This window comes from Pseudomonas sp. ASL7 (genome assembly GCF_056680375.1).
The window spans coordinates 87,192-101,923 of sequence record NZ_CM155279.1 but is presented as its reverse complement, the minus strand read 5'-3'; the positions used below and the strand labels follow the sequence as shown (position 1 = coordinate 101,923).

The window sequence follows — 14,732 nt, the reverse complement described above, 5'->3', positions numbered from 1 at the left end:
AGCCACAAGCAATTTGCAGACCAACTTTTTTTTGGCGGCACGGGGCCCGGCAAACAAAGGACTTACTGCGCTCAGGACGGAATTGCGGATTGTGTCAAAGACGAAAAACCGGCGGTGTTATGCCGGTAACGGCAAGTGTCGGCCTTTCGACCTCACACCCCGTAGCAGCTGCCGAGCCTGCGAGGCTGCGTTCGGCTGCGCAGCAGTCGTGAATCCAGTACATGTGGTTTACCGGAAGAATCGCGGCACCTGAATCCACGACTGCTGCGCAGCCGAACGCAGCCTCGCGGTGCTCGGCAGCTGCTACAGGCTATGGGGTGCCGGGTTCTTTGCCGACTGCATATTCGCGCAACTTGTTGGCAATGGTGGTATGTGAAACCCCCAACCGCTTACCCAATTGGCGACTGCTGGGGTGCTCCGAATACAAGCGCTCCAACACCGCCTTCTCGAACCGCCCGACGATCGCGTCCAGCCCGCCCTCGAGCGAAAAATCGCCAAGCGGCTGACGCACGCCGTAGTCCGGCAAACGAATATGCTCCGCCTTGACAGTCCCGCCGTCGCACAGGGAAACCGCCTGGAACAGTACGTTTTCCAGCTGCCGTACGTTGCCCGGCCAGTGGTAGTGACTGAGCCGCTCCATCGCCGCCGGCGCCAGTTTTGGCAGCGGACAACCGATCTGCCGACTGGCCTGGTCGAGGAAGTGCTCCACCAGCGGTGTCAAACCGTCGAGGCATTCACGCAATGGCGGAATGTGCAACGACAGCACGTTCAAGCGGTGATACAAATCCTGGCGAAACTCCCCGCGCGCGCACAACTCGGAAAGATCGACCTGCGTTGCGCAGATCACTCGAACATCCAGATAAACCTCTTCATCACTGCCCACGCGACGGAAGCATCCGTCCTGCAGGAAGCGCAGCAGTTTTACCTGCAAGCGCGGGCTCATTTCCCCAACGCCATCGAGAAATAGCGTACCGCCGGCCGTCAGCTCCAGCAGCCCGAGCTTGCCCTCGGCCCGCGCCCCTTCGAAGGCGCCGGGGCCGTAGCCAAACAACTCGGTCTCGGCCATGGATTCCGGCAAGCCGGCGCAATTAAGCGCCATCAACGGCGACTGCCCGCGCGGACTGGCCAGGTGGCAGGCCCGCGCCAGCAACTCTTTGCCGGTACCGGTTTCACCTTCTATCAATAGCGGCGCATCCAGTGGCGCCATGCGTCGGGCTTCGCGCACCACGGCGGCCATCACTTTAGAGCTTTGAAAAATGCTGTCGAACCCGCGCAGTTCCTGCTTGCGCACGTTATAGATGCGCTCCCCTACCCGGTCGGCACGGTGCAGCGTCAGGACCGCGCCGGCCATGGCCTCGCTGTCGTCATGCTCCGACTGCAGCGGCGCGATATCGGCGAGAAACACGTCACCCTTGACCTTGACCCGCAACCCGTTGATCCGCGATTTATTGGCACGCACCAACTCCGGCAGGTCGAAATCCTCGGCGTACCGCGACATCGGAATCCCCGGCACCTCGTCCACTCGCACGCCGAGCAACTGCGCCGCCGCGCGGTTAGCCGCGACGATGGAACCGCCCATGTCGATCGATAGCACCGGGAACTCCAATGCGCCGAGCAGGGCATTGAGCTCCATGTGCCGACGTTCACTGGGCATAAGCCCTACGCGCTTGACGCCAAAAACGCCCGCAATGGCTTCGAACTTCGGACGCAGCGCCTGAAACTGAATGTTGATCAGGTTCGGGCAATGCAGGTAAATCGCGTTGCCCTGCTCGCCCCCTACTTCGCCGCGAGCAACGTTGATCCCGTACTCCACCAGCAAGTTGAGAATGTCGCGCAGGATGCCGATGCGGTTCTGGCAGTGGACTTTGATACGCATATAAAAGGCCCGAAAAAACGGTGAGTAAGGTTAATGCCAGACACGAAACCCGTGGGAGCGAGCCTGCTCGCGAAAGCGGTCTGCCTGATACATCAATGCTGGATGTGCCGACCCTTTCGCGAGCAGGCTCGCTCCCACAGGATATTTTTCTGCTGAAGCGCTCAGTTAGTCGTCAAGATTATGTGACAGCGATGGGCGTTTTCAAACCCGAAAATCCCAACACCTACGCGACAACCGACGAACCGTAACGATAACTTTACGAAAAGCGAAGATTTTTCCTACGCGCAATGAGGAACACCTGCTGCAACCCCGCCATGCTTGAGGTATTTCTAGGTCCATAGCAGGACATAACAAGAATGAAATCCCCTAGCAGGAGAGCAGCATGAAGCAGACGCAATACGTGGCTCGCGAGCCCGATGCGCAAGGTTTTATCGACTACCCCGCCGAAGAACACGCGGTGTGGAACACGCTGATCACTCGCCAACTGAAAGTGATCGAAGGGCGTGCGTGCCAGGAGTACCTGGACGGTATCGAAAAACTCGGTCTGCCCCACGACCGCATTCCGCAACTCGGTGAAATCAACAAAGTCCTCGGTGAAACCACCGGCTGGCAAGTTGCCCGAGTCCCGGCACTGATTCCCTTCCAGACCTTTTTTGAATTGCTCGCCAATAAGCAGTTTCCTGTGGCGACGTTTATTCGTACCCGCGAAGAGCTGGATTACCTGCAAGAGCCGGACATTTTCCACGAGATCTTTGGCCACTGTCCGTTGCTGACCAATCCCTGGTTTGCCGAATTCACCCACACCTACGGCAAACTTGGCCTGCAGGCTTCCAAGGAAGAACGCGTGTACCTGGCGCGCCTGTACTGGATGACCATCGAATTCGGCCTGGTGGATACCCCGCAAGGCCAGCGCATTTACGGTGGAGGTATCTTGTCCTCACCGAAAGAAACCGTTTATTGCTTGTCGGACGAACCGGAACACCAGCCCTTCGATCCGCTGGAATGCATGCGTACGCCCTACCGCATCGACATCCTGCAACCGCTTTACTTTGTCTTGCCGAACCTCAAGCGTCTGTTCGACCTGGCGCACGAAGACATCATGGGCATGGTCAAACAAGGTATGCAGCTGGGGTTGCACACACCCAAATTTCCGCCAAAACCAAAAGCTGCGTGATCCGCGACTTTTACGATCAAGTGAGTCTGTCCGGAACCGACGCTTTGCTTTAGCGTGGTGACTCTGACGGCCGATTTTCAATCATTCGATTTCAGGAATACATCATGTCCACATTGAACCAAGCCCACTGCGAAGCCTGCCAGGCCGGCGCCCCTCAAGTCAGCGACGAAGAACTGCCGGTACTGATCAAGCAGATCCCCGACTGGAACATCGAAGTTCGCGACGGCGTGATGCAGCTGGAAAAAATTTTCCTGTTCAAAAACTTCAAACACGCCCTGGCGTTCACCAACGCCGTCGGTGAAATCTCCGAGGCCGAAGGTCATCACCCTGGCCTGCTGACTGAGTGGGGCAAAGTTACCGTGACCTGGTGGAGCCACTCCATCAAGGGCCTGCACCGCAACGACTTCATCATGGCCGCGCGCACTGACGAAGTGGCCAAGGATGCCGAGGGCCGCAAATAATGCATTTCGACGCCATCGGCCGGGTGCCCGGCGACCCGATCCTCGGTCTGATGGAGGCCTATGCGCAGGACCCAAACCCGCGCAAGTTTGACCTCGGCGTGGGCGTCTACAAAGACGCCCAAGGCCTGACACCGATTCCTCAAGCGGTGAAACTCGCCGAGGCGCGCCTGGTGGATCGTCAGACCACCAAAACCTACATTGGCGGTCACGGCGAACCGGCGTTCGGCAAGGTCATCAATGAGCTGGTGCTGGGCGCCGATTCGACGCTGATTACCGAACAACGCGCCGGCGCCACCCAAACCCCAGGCGGCACTGGCGCGCTGCGCTTGAGCGCGGATTTCATCGCGCAATGCCTGCCCGGCCGCGGCGTGTGGCTGAGCAACCCGACCTGGCCGATTCACGAAACCATCTTCGCGGCAGCCGGGGTCAAGGTCAGTCATTACCCGTATGTCGGCAGCGACAACCGTCTCGACGTCGACGCGATGCTGGCGGTGCTCAATGAAGTGCCAACGGGCGATGTGGTGCTGCTGCACGCCTGCTGTCATAACCCGACCGGTTTCGATCTGTCCCATGACGACTGGCGCCGAGTGCTGGAGGTGGTACGTCGCCGTGATCTGCTGCCGCTGATCGACTTCGCTTATCAGGGCTTCGGTGACGGTCTGGAACAGGACGCCTGGTCGACCCGGCTGTTCGCCGCCGAACTGCCGGAAGTGTTGATCACCAGCTCCTGCTCGAAGAACTTCGGGCTGTACCGGGACCGCACTGGCGCGCTGATTGTCTGCGCGAAAACCGCCGACAAACTGGTGGATATCCGCAGTCAACTGGCCAACATTGCGCGCAATCTGTGGTCGACGCCACCGGACCATGGGGCTGCCGTGGTAGCGACCATCCTGGGCGATCCGCAGCTGAAAAGCCTCTGGGCGGATGAAGTGGAAGCCATGCGCTTGCGCATCGCCCAACTGCGCAGTGGCTTGGTGGAAGCCCTTGAGCCTCACGGTTTGCGCGGGCGCTTTGCGCACATTGGCGTGCAACGCGGGATGTTTTCCTACACTGGCTTGACGCCGGAGCAGGTCAAGCAGCTGCGTGATCATCACAGTGTTTACATGGTGGGCACTGGGCGGGCGAACGTGGCGGGCATTGATGCGACGCGTCTGGATCTATTGGCCGAGGCCATCGCCGCGGTCTGCAAGTAACCATCAGCCACTGCAATTCCCCTGTGGGAGTGAGCCTGCTCGCGATGCGGAGTGTCAGTCGACATCAATATTGACTGATCCACCGCATTCGCGAGCAGGCTCGCTCCCACATTTGTTTTGTGCCACACCCTCTTCCAGACCTGTCTAGACAAGCCCTTCCGTCGTAACAAATGGATTTAAAAGTCTATTTGTCATTTCTCCTGCTGTATCCTGCCCAGGCTTTGTAAAAGCGCGGATCTACCAGATCTATCAACAGACTTTGCGAGGAGCGCGAACATGCACGAGATCCCTAATCTCCCCTTCCCAAGCCTGCACGAAACTGAGCAGACAACCACGCACCAAGCCGGTGCCCAACAGCCCCGGCCGAAAGAAGCCACTGACAGTCGCAAGGCTGACAGCGAAGACTGAAACACCTGCAATGCCAGACCGTGTGGAAAGCGCTAACATGCGCTTTCCACACCGCCTGAAACCCGAGCCCCGCCCCATGACCGATGATTTCAGCGACACCCAGGCCAGCGTCCTGATCGGCACCGCCGAAAAGATGATCGAGCTCTGGAATCGCCTTTCCCCCGAGAAACAAGCCGCCCTGCTGGCCCGTTTCGGCAGCGAAGAAAACGCCTTGGCCGCCCTGGTCACAACGCACCTGGTCGCCCCCGCCAAGCCCTGAATCACCGCCGCCCGGCAAATAGTTTTACTTTTCCACGACCCGCGGCCGCTCGCGCCGCTATCATAAGCAGCCTATCTATCCTGCTTCCCCGTGGACCTTTACCCATGCCCGAAAACCAGCGCCCCTTGGCGGTCACGCTGCAAGTCGTATCCATCGTTCTGTTCACTTTTATCGGCTACCTGAATATCGGCATTCCCCTCGCCGTATTGCCGGGCTACGTCCACAGCGACCTGGGTTTCGGCGCGGTTATCGCCGGGCTAGTGATCAGCGTGCAATACCTGGCCACCCTGCTCAGCCGTCCCTATGCCGGGAAAATAATCGACAACAAGGGCAGCAAACTGGCAGTGATGTATGGCCTCGCCGGCTGTGGCTTGAGCGGTGTGTTCATGTTGATGTCGGCCTGGACTCAGAGCCTGCCAACCTTGAGCCTGATCAGCCTGTTGATCGGTCGCTTGGTGCTCGGCAGTGCAGAAAGCCTGGTGGGTTCGGGCTCGATCGGCTGGGGCATCGGCCGGGTCGGCGCGGCGAACACCGCCAAAGTGATCTCGTGGAACGGCATCGCCAGTTATGGCGCACTGGCCATCGGCGCACCGTTGGGGGTGCTGCTGGTCAGCCAACTGGGTTTGTGGAGCATGGGCGTGAGCATTGTGCTGCTGGCCGTTCTCGGGCTGACGCTGGCCTGGCCTAAAACTGCCGCGCCGATTGTGGTCGGCGAACGCTTGCCGTTCATGCACGTGCTCGGGCGAGTGCTGCCGCATGGATGTGGACTGGCGCTGGGCTCCATTGGATTTGGCACCATCGCCACCTTCATCACGCTGTATTACGCCACTCAGCATTGGTCCAACGCGGTGCTGTGCCTGAGCCTGTTCGGTGCCTGCTTCATTGGTGCGCGATTGTTGTTCGGCAACCTGATCAACCGCCTCGGCGGTTTTCGTGTGGCGATTGCGTGCCTGTCAGTGGAAACGCTGGGGCTCTTGCTGTTGTGGTTGGCGCCGGATGCCCATTGGGCGCTGGCAGGTGCAGCACTGAGCGGCTTCGGTTTCTCGCTGGTGTTCCCGGCACTGGGCGTCGAAGCGGTCAACCTTGTACCGGCCTCCAGTCGTGGTGCGGCGGTCGGGGCCTATTCGCTGTTTATCGATTTGTCGCTGGGGATTACCGGGCCGGTGGCAGGTGCGATTGCAGCAGGTTTCGGCTTTGCCTCGATTTTCCTGTTCGCCGCCCTCGCCGCTATAGGCGGATTGATGCTGAGCATTTACCTGTACCGGCAGGCGCCCAAGTACCGGGAAGAGCGAGACGCCCGTTAGAAATCGACCTTGCCGCGCCCGGCCTTGATGCTGCCCCGCTTGGTCTTGGATTCCAGCCGACGCTTCTTCGAACCGAGGGTCGGCTTGGTCGGTCGGCGTTTCTTTTCGACCTTGGTGGCGCTGAGAATCAACTCGGTCAGCCGCTCCAGCGCATCGGCCCGATTCTGTTCCTGCGTCCGGTATTGTTGGGCCTTGATGATCAACACGCCTTCGCTGGTGATGCGACTGTCCCGCAGCGCCAGCAGCCGTTCCTTGTAGAACTCCGGCAACGACGAGGCCGGAATGTCGAAACGCAGGTGCACGGCGCTGGAGACCTTGTTGACGTTCTGCCCGCCGGCGCCTTGGGCGCGGATGGCCGTCAATTCGATCTCGGCATCCGGCAGATGCACGTTGTTGGAAATCACCAGCATGGAAAGGGGTCCGTATTCAGAACGCGTAGGATACCGCGAATAACATTCTGAATAGCACGTGAATACTGGAGCAGGCGAGATCAGGAAGGCCATGCCAGAATTTTCTTACAGCCTTCTCGGATTTGCACCAAGGGAGTTGCTTTGTTTCGAAGGGCAATACTAATCTAAGGCTTCACCTCAGCGGATTATAAATTAGCTTATGAACCTTGAAAACATCCGATACCATTTGGCGGTAACCTGTTTGGTTTTGGGCTGTTCAATTCCGATTATGGGAATGATTGTCTGGCTGATCACCGAGATTTTCCCACTAAATGGCTGTTACTTAAATATTGCCTACGTAGCAACGTATATCCCTGTCGCACTATTTGGCTTGAAATTCTACCTCCCAAGACTACGTGGCTGGACATAACTATGACCAGGCAAAACCATATCGCCACTATTACTCATTTGATCTCACATCTTTAGCGATAGAGTTCAAAGTTAAAGAATCAGCTAACCCCTCAAAAAACAAGGCCAGCACTCCTGCTTGCTGATAAGCCCTTTCATTACTTACGGGATCATATCTAAATAGCTGCACAGAATCGGGCTTGCGCACTATCCTGAACATTCCGTACCCCGACAGAATTAAGTCGGTAGAATAATATGCAACACTACCTTTATAGCTATCATTAAAAATAGCTTGGTAGCCACGCCGAATAGGTCCTTGAGTACTAGGTATATCGGGACCATTATAAATATTAGCAACACCCTCGGCGATGTTATTAGCTCCATGACCAATTAAAAGCACACCCGGGACAGCTCCAACTCCTCCCGGAATTGCAGTAATGGCCAGGCCAGCCTCAACCTGCATCGCTCCCGCAACAACCCCGATACCGTTCTGAAGGTAAAATCGAGCCTTCGATAATAATTCTTCGTGTTCTGCCCTTAACTCCTGAACCCCTTGCCACGCACTGATGAGTCCTTCATCAACAGCCTGGATCACCTCATCGGCATAGGATGAAATAACCGAACTGAACCGCAACCGAGCAACACCGTCCGGCAAATGTGTCATGCCAATATTGCATCCTACCGCTACCAGATCAGAAGCCGCCCTGGTCACATCATGAATATCGCACGATGTTTCATTCATCCTCATTTGCCCACGTACTGTATGCACTCGTTGCCCCAGGAACATGCGCCCATGCAATATCCCTATAACGAATAGCCACCTGCTCTTGGGGTTCAGCATCGTTCATACGAATAGTGTGGGGGACTTGCAGGCTGATATACGCTATACGCGCACCAGTGAGATGTATTGAATAATATCGTTCTTGCCCTCCAGCAGAGGCTGTTCGGTAGAAATTTATTATGCACTCCACTTCTTCACGCTCATGCAATGCGCTCGCTAGCAGGGGCGATGATTTATCGACAGCCTTGGTGATCGTGACTGGCATGTGCTTGCCGCGACCTCCTGCCATGCTGCCATCAATACCTGCCAACATATCGTGCGAGTATGCCAATACCATGATTTCATCCTGGTGGCCGGTTTGGCATTTGTTACCAATAGAACTATGACCGGAGCAACCAGCAGATATTAACCCTTGCCGTTTCCCGGTAATACTCATGTAGCTGTGACTGGCCATACATGCCGCTCCTTAATTTAATCGGAGCGCCAGACTATGACAAAACTCAATAGCCAGGTTGTAGGCCGTTTCCGAACTTACGAACCACCCTTTATTTTTTACAAAGTTCCGAAATTGCTGTAGGAGACAGCGACCATCATGTAGGAACAGGACTTCAGAGCAATCGTAAAATCAGGCATCAAAAACAACAAACCCGGCACATGGCCGGGTTTGTTGTTTTTGAGTGAAGTGTTACTTCGCAGCTGAACCTGCAGCAGGCAACACCTGCTGCGCGCTGCGTTTGTTCTTGATGCCGTAGCAAACCCACATGAACGCCACCCACACCGGAATCGCGTACACCGAGATCTGGATCCCCGGAATCAGCAGCATCACGCAAAGGATGAACACCACGAACGCCAGGCAGATGTAGTTCCCGTACGGGTACCACAGCGCCTTGAACAGTGGCGTCTGTTTGGTCTTGTTCATGTGCTGGCGGAACTTGAAGTGGGAGAAGCTGATCATCGCCCAGTTGATCACCAGGGTAGCCACCACCAGCGACATCAACAGTTCCAGCGCGTTTTGCGGGATCAGGTAGTTCAGCAACACCGCGATCAGCGTCACTGCCGCCGAGGCGAGGATCGAACGCACCGGCACGCCGCGCTTGTCGATCTTCGACAAGGCTTTCGGCGCATCGCCCTGCTCGGCCATGCCCAGCAGCATACGGGCGTTGCAGTAGGTGCCACTGTTGTACACCGACAACGCCGCGGTCAGGACCACGAAGTTGAGGATGTGCGCAGCGGTGTTACTGCCGAGCATTGAGAACACTTGTACGAACGGGCTGCCGCTGTAGGAATCGCCTGTTGCATTCAGGGTGGCCAGCAGGCTGTCCCAGGGCGTCAGCGAAAGCAGAATGACCAGCGCACCGATGTAGAAAATCAGGATCCGGTAAATCACTTGATTGATGGCTTTCGGGATCACGGTTTTCGGCGAATCGGCTTCAGCGGCAGTGAAGCCGAGCATTTCCAGGCCGCCAAAGGAGAACATGATGATCGCCATGGCCATCACCAGACCGCTGACCCCGTTCGGGAAGAAGCCGCCGTGGGACCACAGGTTGGTGACCGACGCTTGCGGGCCGCCGTGACCGCTCACCAGCAGGTAGCTGCCAAGGGCAATCATGCCGACGATCGCCACGACCTTGATGATCGCGAACCAGAACTCGGCCTCACCAAAGACTTTGACGTTGGCCAGGTTGATCAGGTTGATCAGGACGAAGAACCCGGCTGCCGAGACCCAGGTCGGAATGTCCGGCGCCCAGTAGTGGATGTATTTGCCGACCGCAGTCAGCTCCGACATGCCCACCAGAATGTACAGGATCCAGCAGTTCCAGCCTGACAGGAAGCCGGCGAAACCGCCCCAGTATTTATGCGCGAAGTGGCTGAAGGAACCGGCCACCGGCTCTTCGACGATCATTTCGCCCAACTGGCGCATGATCATGAAGGCAATGAAGCCGCAAATGGCGTAGCCGAGGATCATCGACGGGCCAGCGGATTTCAGGACCCCGGCCGAGCCCAGGAACAACCCGGTGCCAATCGCGCCACCGAGGGCTATCAGTTGAATATGGCGATTTTTCAGGCCGCGCTTCAGCTCGCCTGAATGCGAGTTTTGTCCACTCATGAAAAGGGTCTCACGTTCAGCGTATTTACAACGGTCATGCGTCACCTGTTTGTTTTTATCTGTGACGAAATCGAACCCGACACGCTCGTGACGCGCCGGAGTGAACAAGGCGGATAGCCTTGAGGTTTGCGCAGATGCGCAGGAGGTCACAGGGAAAACGCGGCGCATTGTACACCTGTAACCCCCTGCTGCCAGACATCACTGATTAGCGCGCTGGAAGCCGGGATTGCCTGTGTCCGCCTCGAAGTTCTCGGGCGGCTGCAAAAATAGAGTCAGACCTTTGCGGGTCTTCGACGGGGACGACGCAAAGATCGCCCCACACTGAGAAGAGGAAATGAGTCACGGCGTTCATAGCGCCTCCTTGTTGTTATTCACCTGCACGACAGGCATGGCGCGCATAACACCCTGCGCGGGGCGATGAAACAAGCGGACCAGAGCGTTGGAGAGAGTCCGGAAAGGTAATGGGCGTAAGTATTTTCTTACAGCGTCTGGGGGATGACGATTCCACGGGGGCGATCAGCGGATTTCGTCAGATTTTCGTTACACGCCGTAACGCCAGCATTCCGACCTGGATATATCAGCGCCGCGGCTGACGCCTTCGCGAGCAGGCTCGCTCCCACAGGGGACCGAATCCTTTCAGAAAAAACGCGATCCAATGTGGGAGCGAGCCTGCTCGCGATGGGGCCCTCAAAAACACCTCAGAGATAAATCCAGAGCCAAAAAAAAACGCCAACACGAAGGTTGGCGTTTTTCAGGTACCGCTTACCGATTACTCAGGCTTGCGACGGCCAAAGCCCGGACGCTGGCCCGAACCGGCTGGCGCACCACGGCGTTTGCCTGATGGTGCATCCTTGTCGACCAGGACAATACCAGGACGTTTCTTCGGCGCTGGCTTGGCCGGGCGCTTGGTGTCGGACGGACGATCTGCCACTGGCGTACCGCGACTCGAGTCACCACGAGATTCACTGCGACCGGCTGGAGCACCGCGATCGCTACGACCACCAGACGGAGCACCACGGCTTTCGCCGCGCTCGGTGCGACCGTTGGCCGGACGTGGCGTGCGTGGACCGCGCTCGCCATCAGCGCGTGGCGCTGCTGGTTTGCGGGCTGGACGCTCGCCTTCGATTTGCGGTTCACGGGAGTCACGCGGTGTAGCAGCGGTCTGGTTACCGATGGCTGGACGCAACGAACGCACGCGCTCGGTCTTGCCCATCGGACGCGACGATTTACGCTGCATGCGATCAAGCTTGTCTTTGCTCTTGGCGTTCATCTGCGGCATGGCCACTGGGGTCAGGCCCACTTCAGCACTCAGAATGTCGACTTCGTACTGGCTCATTTCGCGCCAGCGGCCCATCGGCAGGTCGGAGTTGAGGAACACCGGACCGAAACGCACACGTTTCAGACGGCTGACCACCAGGCCCTGGGATTCCCACAGACGACGAACTTCCCGGTTGCGACCTTCCATCACCACGCAGTGGTACCAGTGGTTGAAACCTTCGCCACCGGGTGCTTGCTTGATGTCGGTGAACTTGGCCGGGCCGTCTTCGAGGACGACGCCTGCCTTCAGACGCTCGATCATCTCGTCGTCAACTTCGCCACGGACACGTACCGCGTATTCACGGTCCATTTCATAGGAAGGGTGCATCAGGCGGTTAGCCAACTCACCGTCGGTGGTGAACATCAGCAAACCGGTGGTGTTGATGTCGAGACGACCGATGTTGATCCAGCGACCTTCTTTCGGGCGCGGCATCTTGTCGAAAACGGTCGGACGGCCTTCCGGATCAAGACGGGTGCAGATTTCGCCGTCGGGCTTGTTGTACATGATCACGCGGCGTACCGACTCGGCGGCTTCTTCGCGCTTGATCACCTTGCCATCAATGGTGATGGCGTCGTGCATGTCGACGCGCTGCCCGAGGGTGGCGTCTTTGCCATTGACCTTGATGCGGCCGTGGCTGATCCAGGCTTCTACGTCACGGCGCGAGCCGACGCCGATACGGGCGAGGACTTTCTGCAGTTTTTCGCCTGCTGGGCCGATTTCCTGGTCGTCTTTCTGGTCGTTGATACTCATCTGGGCACCTCCCGGTGTGGTCTGTTCAGGCAGCTCTGAAGTGAGGGTCCTGAAGCGTTGAAAGCTGGATCTCGGGCGAAGGGATCGCCGGAGGGTCGCGAATCATACGCTCATGGGAGCGTTCGCGCATCAGAGACTAGTTGATGAATGAAGACTTACCTGGATTTCCGCCGACCGGTGGCGTCGAGTTTGATCAAGCGCAGCGCGGCTTCGGCGAGCACCGTGCGTTTGTCGTCCTTGTCGAGTTTCCTCCAGGCCCTGATCTCGCGCTTGCTGCGACCGCAGCCGAGGCAAATGTCGTCGGTGAATTTGCAGAGGCTGATGCAGGGGTCTTTGGTTGAGGTCATCGAATACTCCCGTTGACTCATGATCCATTGTAGGAGCGAGCTCGCTCGCGATGGTATTTCAGTCGACTACAACGTTGCCTGACACACCATCGCGAGCAAGCTCGCTCCTACAGTGGGTTTCAAGTGTCCGCAGGGTTGGGGTTAGTCATCGAATTCGCGGCGTTCGGCCTCGATCGCTTCGGCCAGGGCCCGGGCTTCGGCTTCTTCGTCACTGAGCTCGGGCTCAGGTGTGTGTTGTTCAAGGGCGGCGACAGCGGCCAGGAGCTTTTCGCGTGCTTCGGCGACACCCAGCACGTCGTCTTCCTGATCCTGTTCGATGTCGGCTTCGGGCTCGACCTGATGCTCAACTTCGATTTCCGGCTCCGGCTCCGGCTCCGGCTCCGGCTCCGGCTCCGGCTGCAGCAAAACCTCGTCGGTCTGGGTCAACTCGCCATCACGCAACAAATCATCAAAGTCGGTCTTGAGCCCCTCCTCCATGGTGTCCAGTTCCAGCAACAGCGTATGGAAACTGGTCTCCTCCTTGGGTTCCTCGGGCTCGGCACTCGCATCGGCCAGCTCCTGCAGCCCGGCCGGCACGGGCGCGTCGTCGAAGTCGAGCACCGGATCAGGCTCCAGTTCGCGCAGATCGGCCAGCGGAGGCAGGTCGTCGAGATTTTTCAGGTTGAAGTGATCGAGAAAGGCCTTGGTGGTCGCAAACATCGCCGGCTTACCAGGCACGTCGCGATAACCGACGATGCGAATCCACTCGCGCTCCAGCAGGGTTTTGACAATGTGACTGTTAACCGCCACGCCACGCACATCTTCGATTTCGCCACGGGTGATCGGCTGGCGATAAGCGATCAGCGCCATGGTTTCGAGCATGGCACGCGAGTAACGCTGCGGACGCTCTTCCCACAGACGTCCTACCCACGGCGAGAACTTTTCGCGGATTTGCAGGCGATAGCCGGAAGCGACTTCCTTCAGTTCAAAGGCACGGCCATCGCAGGACTTGGCGAGAATCGTCAGCGCTTTCTTGAAAACTGGCGGTTCTGGCCGTTCGCCCTCTTCGAAGAGTTCGAACAGGCGCTCCAGGGATTGCGGTTTTCCCGAGGCCAACAGAAAGGCTTCAAGCAGGGGCGCCAGCTCGCGGGGTTCAGTCAGGTTCATGATTCAACTCGTTATTCGGCTCGGGCTCGCACGTGGATCGCCGCGAACGGCTCATTCTGCACCAGCTCGACCAAAGATTCCTTGACCAGTTCGAGGACTGCCATAAAGGTCACCACGACCCCCAGACGTCCTTCTTCAGCGGTGAACAGTTCAATGAAGGGCACGAAGCCGCCGCCCTTGAGCCGTTCCAGCACATCGCTCATGCGCTCACGCGTGGACAGCGCCTCGCGACTGACCTGGTGACTTTCAAACATGTCGCCACGGCGCAGGACCTCGGCCATGGACATCAACAATTCGTCCAGGCTCACGTCCGGCAACAGCTTGCGCGCCCTCGCTTCGGGGGCATCCAGCTTGGGCACTACCACGTCACGGCCCACCCGGCTCAGGCCATCGATGCCTTCGGCGGCCGCCTTGAAGCGTTCGTATTCCTGCAAGCGGCGGATCAACTCGGCGCGCGGGTCGTCCTCTTCGGCTTCGATGGTTTCGGCTCGCGGCAGCAGCATCCGCGATTTGATCTCGGCCAGCATCGCGGCCATCACCAGGTATTCGGCGGCCAACTCCAGGCGTACCGACTGCATCAACTCGACATACCCCATGTACTGACGAGTAATTTCCGCCACCGGAATGTCGAGGATGTTGATGTTCTGTTTGCGGATCAGGTACAGCAGCAAGTCGAGGGGGCCTTCGAACGCTTCGAGAAAGACCTCAAGGGCATCTGGCGGGATGTACAGGTCCAGCGGCATTTCCATGACCGCCTGGCCATAGACCATGGCGAAGGGCAGCTCTTGCTGGGCTCCGGCCTGACTGTCGA

General features: G+C 58.0%; 15 protein-coding genes. 6 read left to right on the top strand and 9 right to left on the bottom strand.

Annotation, left to right across the window (positions count from 1 at the left end; genetic code table 11):
- Positions 1 to 310: 310 nt before the first annotated feature.
- A complete protein-coding gene (locus AC1MDT_RS00470; RefSeq protein WP_480420201.1) occupies positions 311 to 1,876 on the bottom strand; it encodes a sigma-54-dependent transcriptional regulator in 1,566 nt (521 codons plus the stop codon).
- A gap of 382 nt (positions 1,877 to 2,258) precedes the next feature.
- Between AC1MDT_RS00470 and phhA the strand changes: the two genes are divergently transcribed.
- The 6 genes from phhA to AC1MDT_RS00440 all read left to right on the top strand — a co-directional run bounded on the left by phhA (position 2,259) and on the right by AC1MDT_RS00440 (position 6,675).
- Positions 2,259 to 3,050 carry a phenylalanine 4-monooxygenase gene (gene phhA, locus AC1MDT_RS00465; RefSeq protein ID WP_480420200.1) on the top strand — a complete coding sequence of 264 codons (792 nt, stop codon included), beginning with the start codon at positions 2,259 to 2,261 and terminating at the stop codon, positions 3,048 to 3,050.
- Between the two features lie 104 nt (positions 3,051 to 3,154).
- Positions 3,155 to 3,511 (top strand): 4a-hydroxytetrahydrobiopterin dehydratase, encoded by a 357-nt coding sequence (locus AC1MDT_RS00460; RefSeq protein WP_150785005.1) that lies wholly within the window; start codon positions 3,155 to 3,157, stop codon positions 3,509 to 3,511.
- On the top strand, positions 3,511 to 4,704 hold the full coding sequence (locus tag AC1MDT_RS00455) for an amino acid aminotransferase (protein WP_480420199.1): 1,194 nt from the start codon (positions 3,511 to 3,513) through the stop codon (positions 4,702 to 4,704). Before AC1MDT_RS00460 ends, AC1MDT_RS00455 begins: the two co-directional genes overlap by 1 nt.
- A gap of 276 nt (positions 4,705 to 4,980) precedes the next feature.
- Complete coding sequence (locus AC1MDT_RS00450; RefSeq protein ID WP_414906170.1) at positions 4,981 to 5,112, top strand: hypothetical protein; 132 nt, start codon at positions 4,981 to 4,983, stop codon at positions 5,110 to 5,112.
- A 76-nt stretch (positions 5,113 to 5,188) separates the two neighbouring features.
- Positions 5,189 to 5,371, top strand: a complete 183-nt coding sequence (locus AC1MDT_RS00445; RefSeq protein WP_480422885.1) for a hypothetical protein — start codon at positions 5,189 to 5,191, stop codon at positions 5,369 to 5,371.
- Positions 5,372 to 5,475: 104 nt separating this feature from the next.
- Positions 5,476 to 6,675, top strand: a complete 1,200-nt coding sequence (locus tag AC1MDT_RS00440) for an MFS transporter (RefSeq protein ID WP_480420198.1) — start codon at positions 5,476 to 5,478, stop codon at positions 6,673 to 6,675.
- Here AC1MDT_RS00440 and arfB read toward each other — a convergent pair.
- From arfB to AC1MDT_RS00400, 8 genes are all read right to left on the bottom strand, one after another.
- Positions 6,672 to 7,085: an alternative ribosome rescue aminoacyl-tRNA hydrolase ArfB gene (gene arfB, locus AC1MDT_RS00435; protein WP_007938537.1), complete on the bottom strand. Its 414-nt coding sequence runs from the start codon at positions 7,083 to 7,085 to the stop codon at positions 6,672 to 6,674. The two genes, AC1MDT_RS00440 and arfB, sit on opposite strands and share 4 nt — an antisense overlap.
- Positions 7,086 to 7,524: 439 nt before the next feature.
- Positions 7,525 to 8,214: a DUF4225 domain-containing protein gene (locus AC1MDT_RS00430; RefSeq protein WP_480420197.1), complete on the bottom strand. Its 690-nt coding sequence runs from the start codon at positions 8,212 to 8,214 to the stop codon at positions 7,525 to 7,527.
- Complete coding sequence (locus AC1MDT_RS00425; RefSeq protein ID WP_480420196.1) at positions 8,207 to 8,707, bottom strand: Hcp family type VI secretion system effector; 501 nt, start codon at positions 8,705 to 8,707, stop codon at positions 8,207 to 8,209. Before AC1MDT_RS00425 ends, AC1MDT_RS00430 begins: the two co-directional genes overlap by 8 nt.
- 231 nt (positions 8,708 to 8,938) lie before the next feature.
- Positions 8,939 to 10,360, bottom strand: coding sequence for an amino acid permease (locus AC1MDT_RS00420; RefSeq protein WP_480420195.1), 1,422 nt, complete (start codon positions 10,358 to 10,360; stop codon positions 8,939 to 8,941).
- A gap of 769 nt (positions 10,361 to 11,129) precedes the next feature.
- Positions 11,130 to 12,428, bottom strand: coding sequence for a 23S rRNA pseudouridine(2605) synthase RluB (gene rluB, locus AC1MDT_RS00415; protein ID WP_480420194.1), 1,299 nt, complete (start codon positions 12,426 to 12,428; stop codon positions 11,130 to 11,132).
- A gap of 155 nt (positions 12,429 to 12,583) precedes the next feature.
- A complete protein-coding gene (locus AC1MDT_RS00410) occupies positions 12,584 to 12,775 on the bottom strand; it encodes a DUF1289 domain-containing protein (protein ID WP_480420193.1) in 192 nt (63 codons plus the stop codon).
- A gap of 141 nt (positions 12,776 to 12,916) precedes the next feature.
- Positions 12,917 to 13,921: an SMC-Scp complex subunit ScpB gene (gene scpB / locus AC1MDT_RS00405; protein WP_480420192.1), complete on the bottom strand. Its 1,005-nt coding sequence runs from the start codon at positions 13,919 to 13,921 to the stop codon at positions 12,917 to 12,919.
- Between the two features lie 11 nt (positions 13,922 to 13,932).
- Complete coding sequence (locus AC1MDT_RS00400; RefSeq protein WP_480422884.1) at positions 13,933 to 14,691, bottom strand: segregation and condensation protein A; 759 nt, start codon at positions 14,689 to 14,691, stop codon at positions 13,933 to 13,935.
- Positions 14,692 to 14,732: the final 41 nt, after the last annotated feature.

Coding starts and splice junctions, on each gene's coding strand:
- AC1MDT_RS00470 (WP_480420201.1), bottom strand. CDS start 1,876: ATGCGTATCAAAGTCCACTGCCAGAACCGCATCGGCATCCTGCGCGAC.
- phhA (WP_480420200.1), top strand. CDS start 2,259: ATGAAGCAGACGCAATACGTGGCTCGCGAGCCCGATGCGCAAGGTTTT.
- AC1MDT_RS00460 (WP_150785005.1), top strand. CDS start 3,155: ATGTCCACATTGAACCAAGCCCACTGCGAAGCCTGCCAGGCCGGCGCC.
- AC1MDT_RS00455 (WP_480420199.1), top strand. CDS start 3,511: ATGCATTTCGACGCCATCGGCCGGGTGCCCGGCGACCCGATCCTCGGT.
- AC1MDT_RS00450 (WP_414906170.1), top strand. CDS start 4,981: ATGCACGAGATCCCTAATCTCCCCTTCCCAAGCCTGCACGAAACTGAG.
- AC1MDT_RS00445 (WP_480422885.1), top strand. CDS start 5,189: ATGACCGATGATTTCAGCGACACCCAGGCCAGCGTCCTGATCGGCACC.
- AC1MDT_RS00440 (WP_480420198.1), top strand. CDS start 5,476: ATGCCCGAAAACCAGCGCCCCTTGGCGGTCACGCTGCAAGTCGTATCC.
- arfB (WP_007938537.1), bottom strand. CDS start 7,085: ATGCTGGTGATTTCCAACAACGTGCATCTGCCGGATGCCGAGATCGAA.
- AC1MDT_RS00430 (WP_480420197.1), bottom strand. CDS start 8,214: ATGAATGAAACATCGTGCGATATTCATGATGTGACCAGGGCGGCTTCT.
- AC1MDT_RS00425 (WP_480420196.1), bottom strand. CDS start 8,707: ATGGCCAGTCACAGCTACATGAGTATTACCGGGAAACGGCAAGGGTTA.
- AC1MDT_RS00420 (WP_480420195.1), bottom strand. CDS start 10,360: ATGAGTGGACAAAACTCGCATTCAGGCGAGCTGAAGCGCGGCCTGAAA.
- rluB (WP_480420194.1), bottom strand. CDS start 12,428: ATGAGTATCAACGACCAGAAAGACGACCAGGAAATCGGCCCAGCAGGC.
- AC1MDT_RS00410 (WP_480420193.1), bottom strand. CDS start 12,775: ATGACCTCAACCAAAGACCCCTGCATCAGCCTCTGCAAATTCACCGAC.
- scpB (WP_480420192.1), bottom strand. CDS start 13,921: ATGAACCTGACTGAACCCCGCGAGCTGGCGCCCCTGCTTGAAGCCTTT.
- AC1MDT_RS00400 (WP_480422884.1), bottom strand. CDS start 14,691: ATGGTCTATGGCCAGGCGGTCATGGAAATGCCGCTGGACCTGTACATC.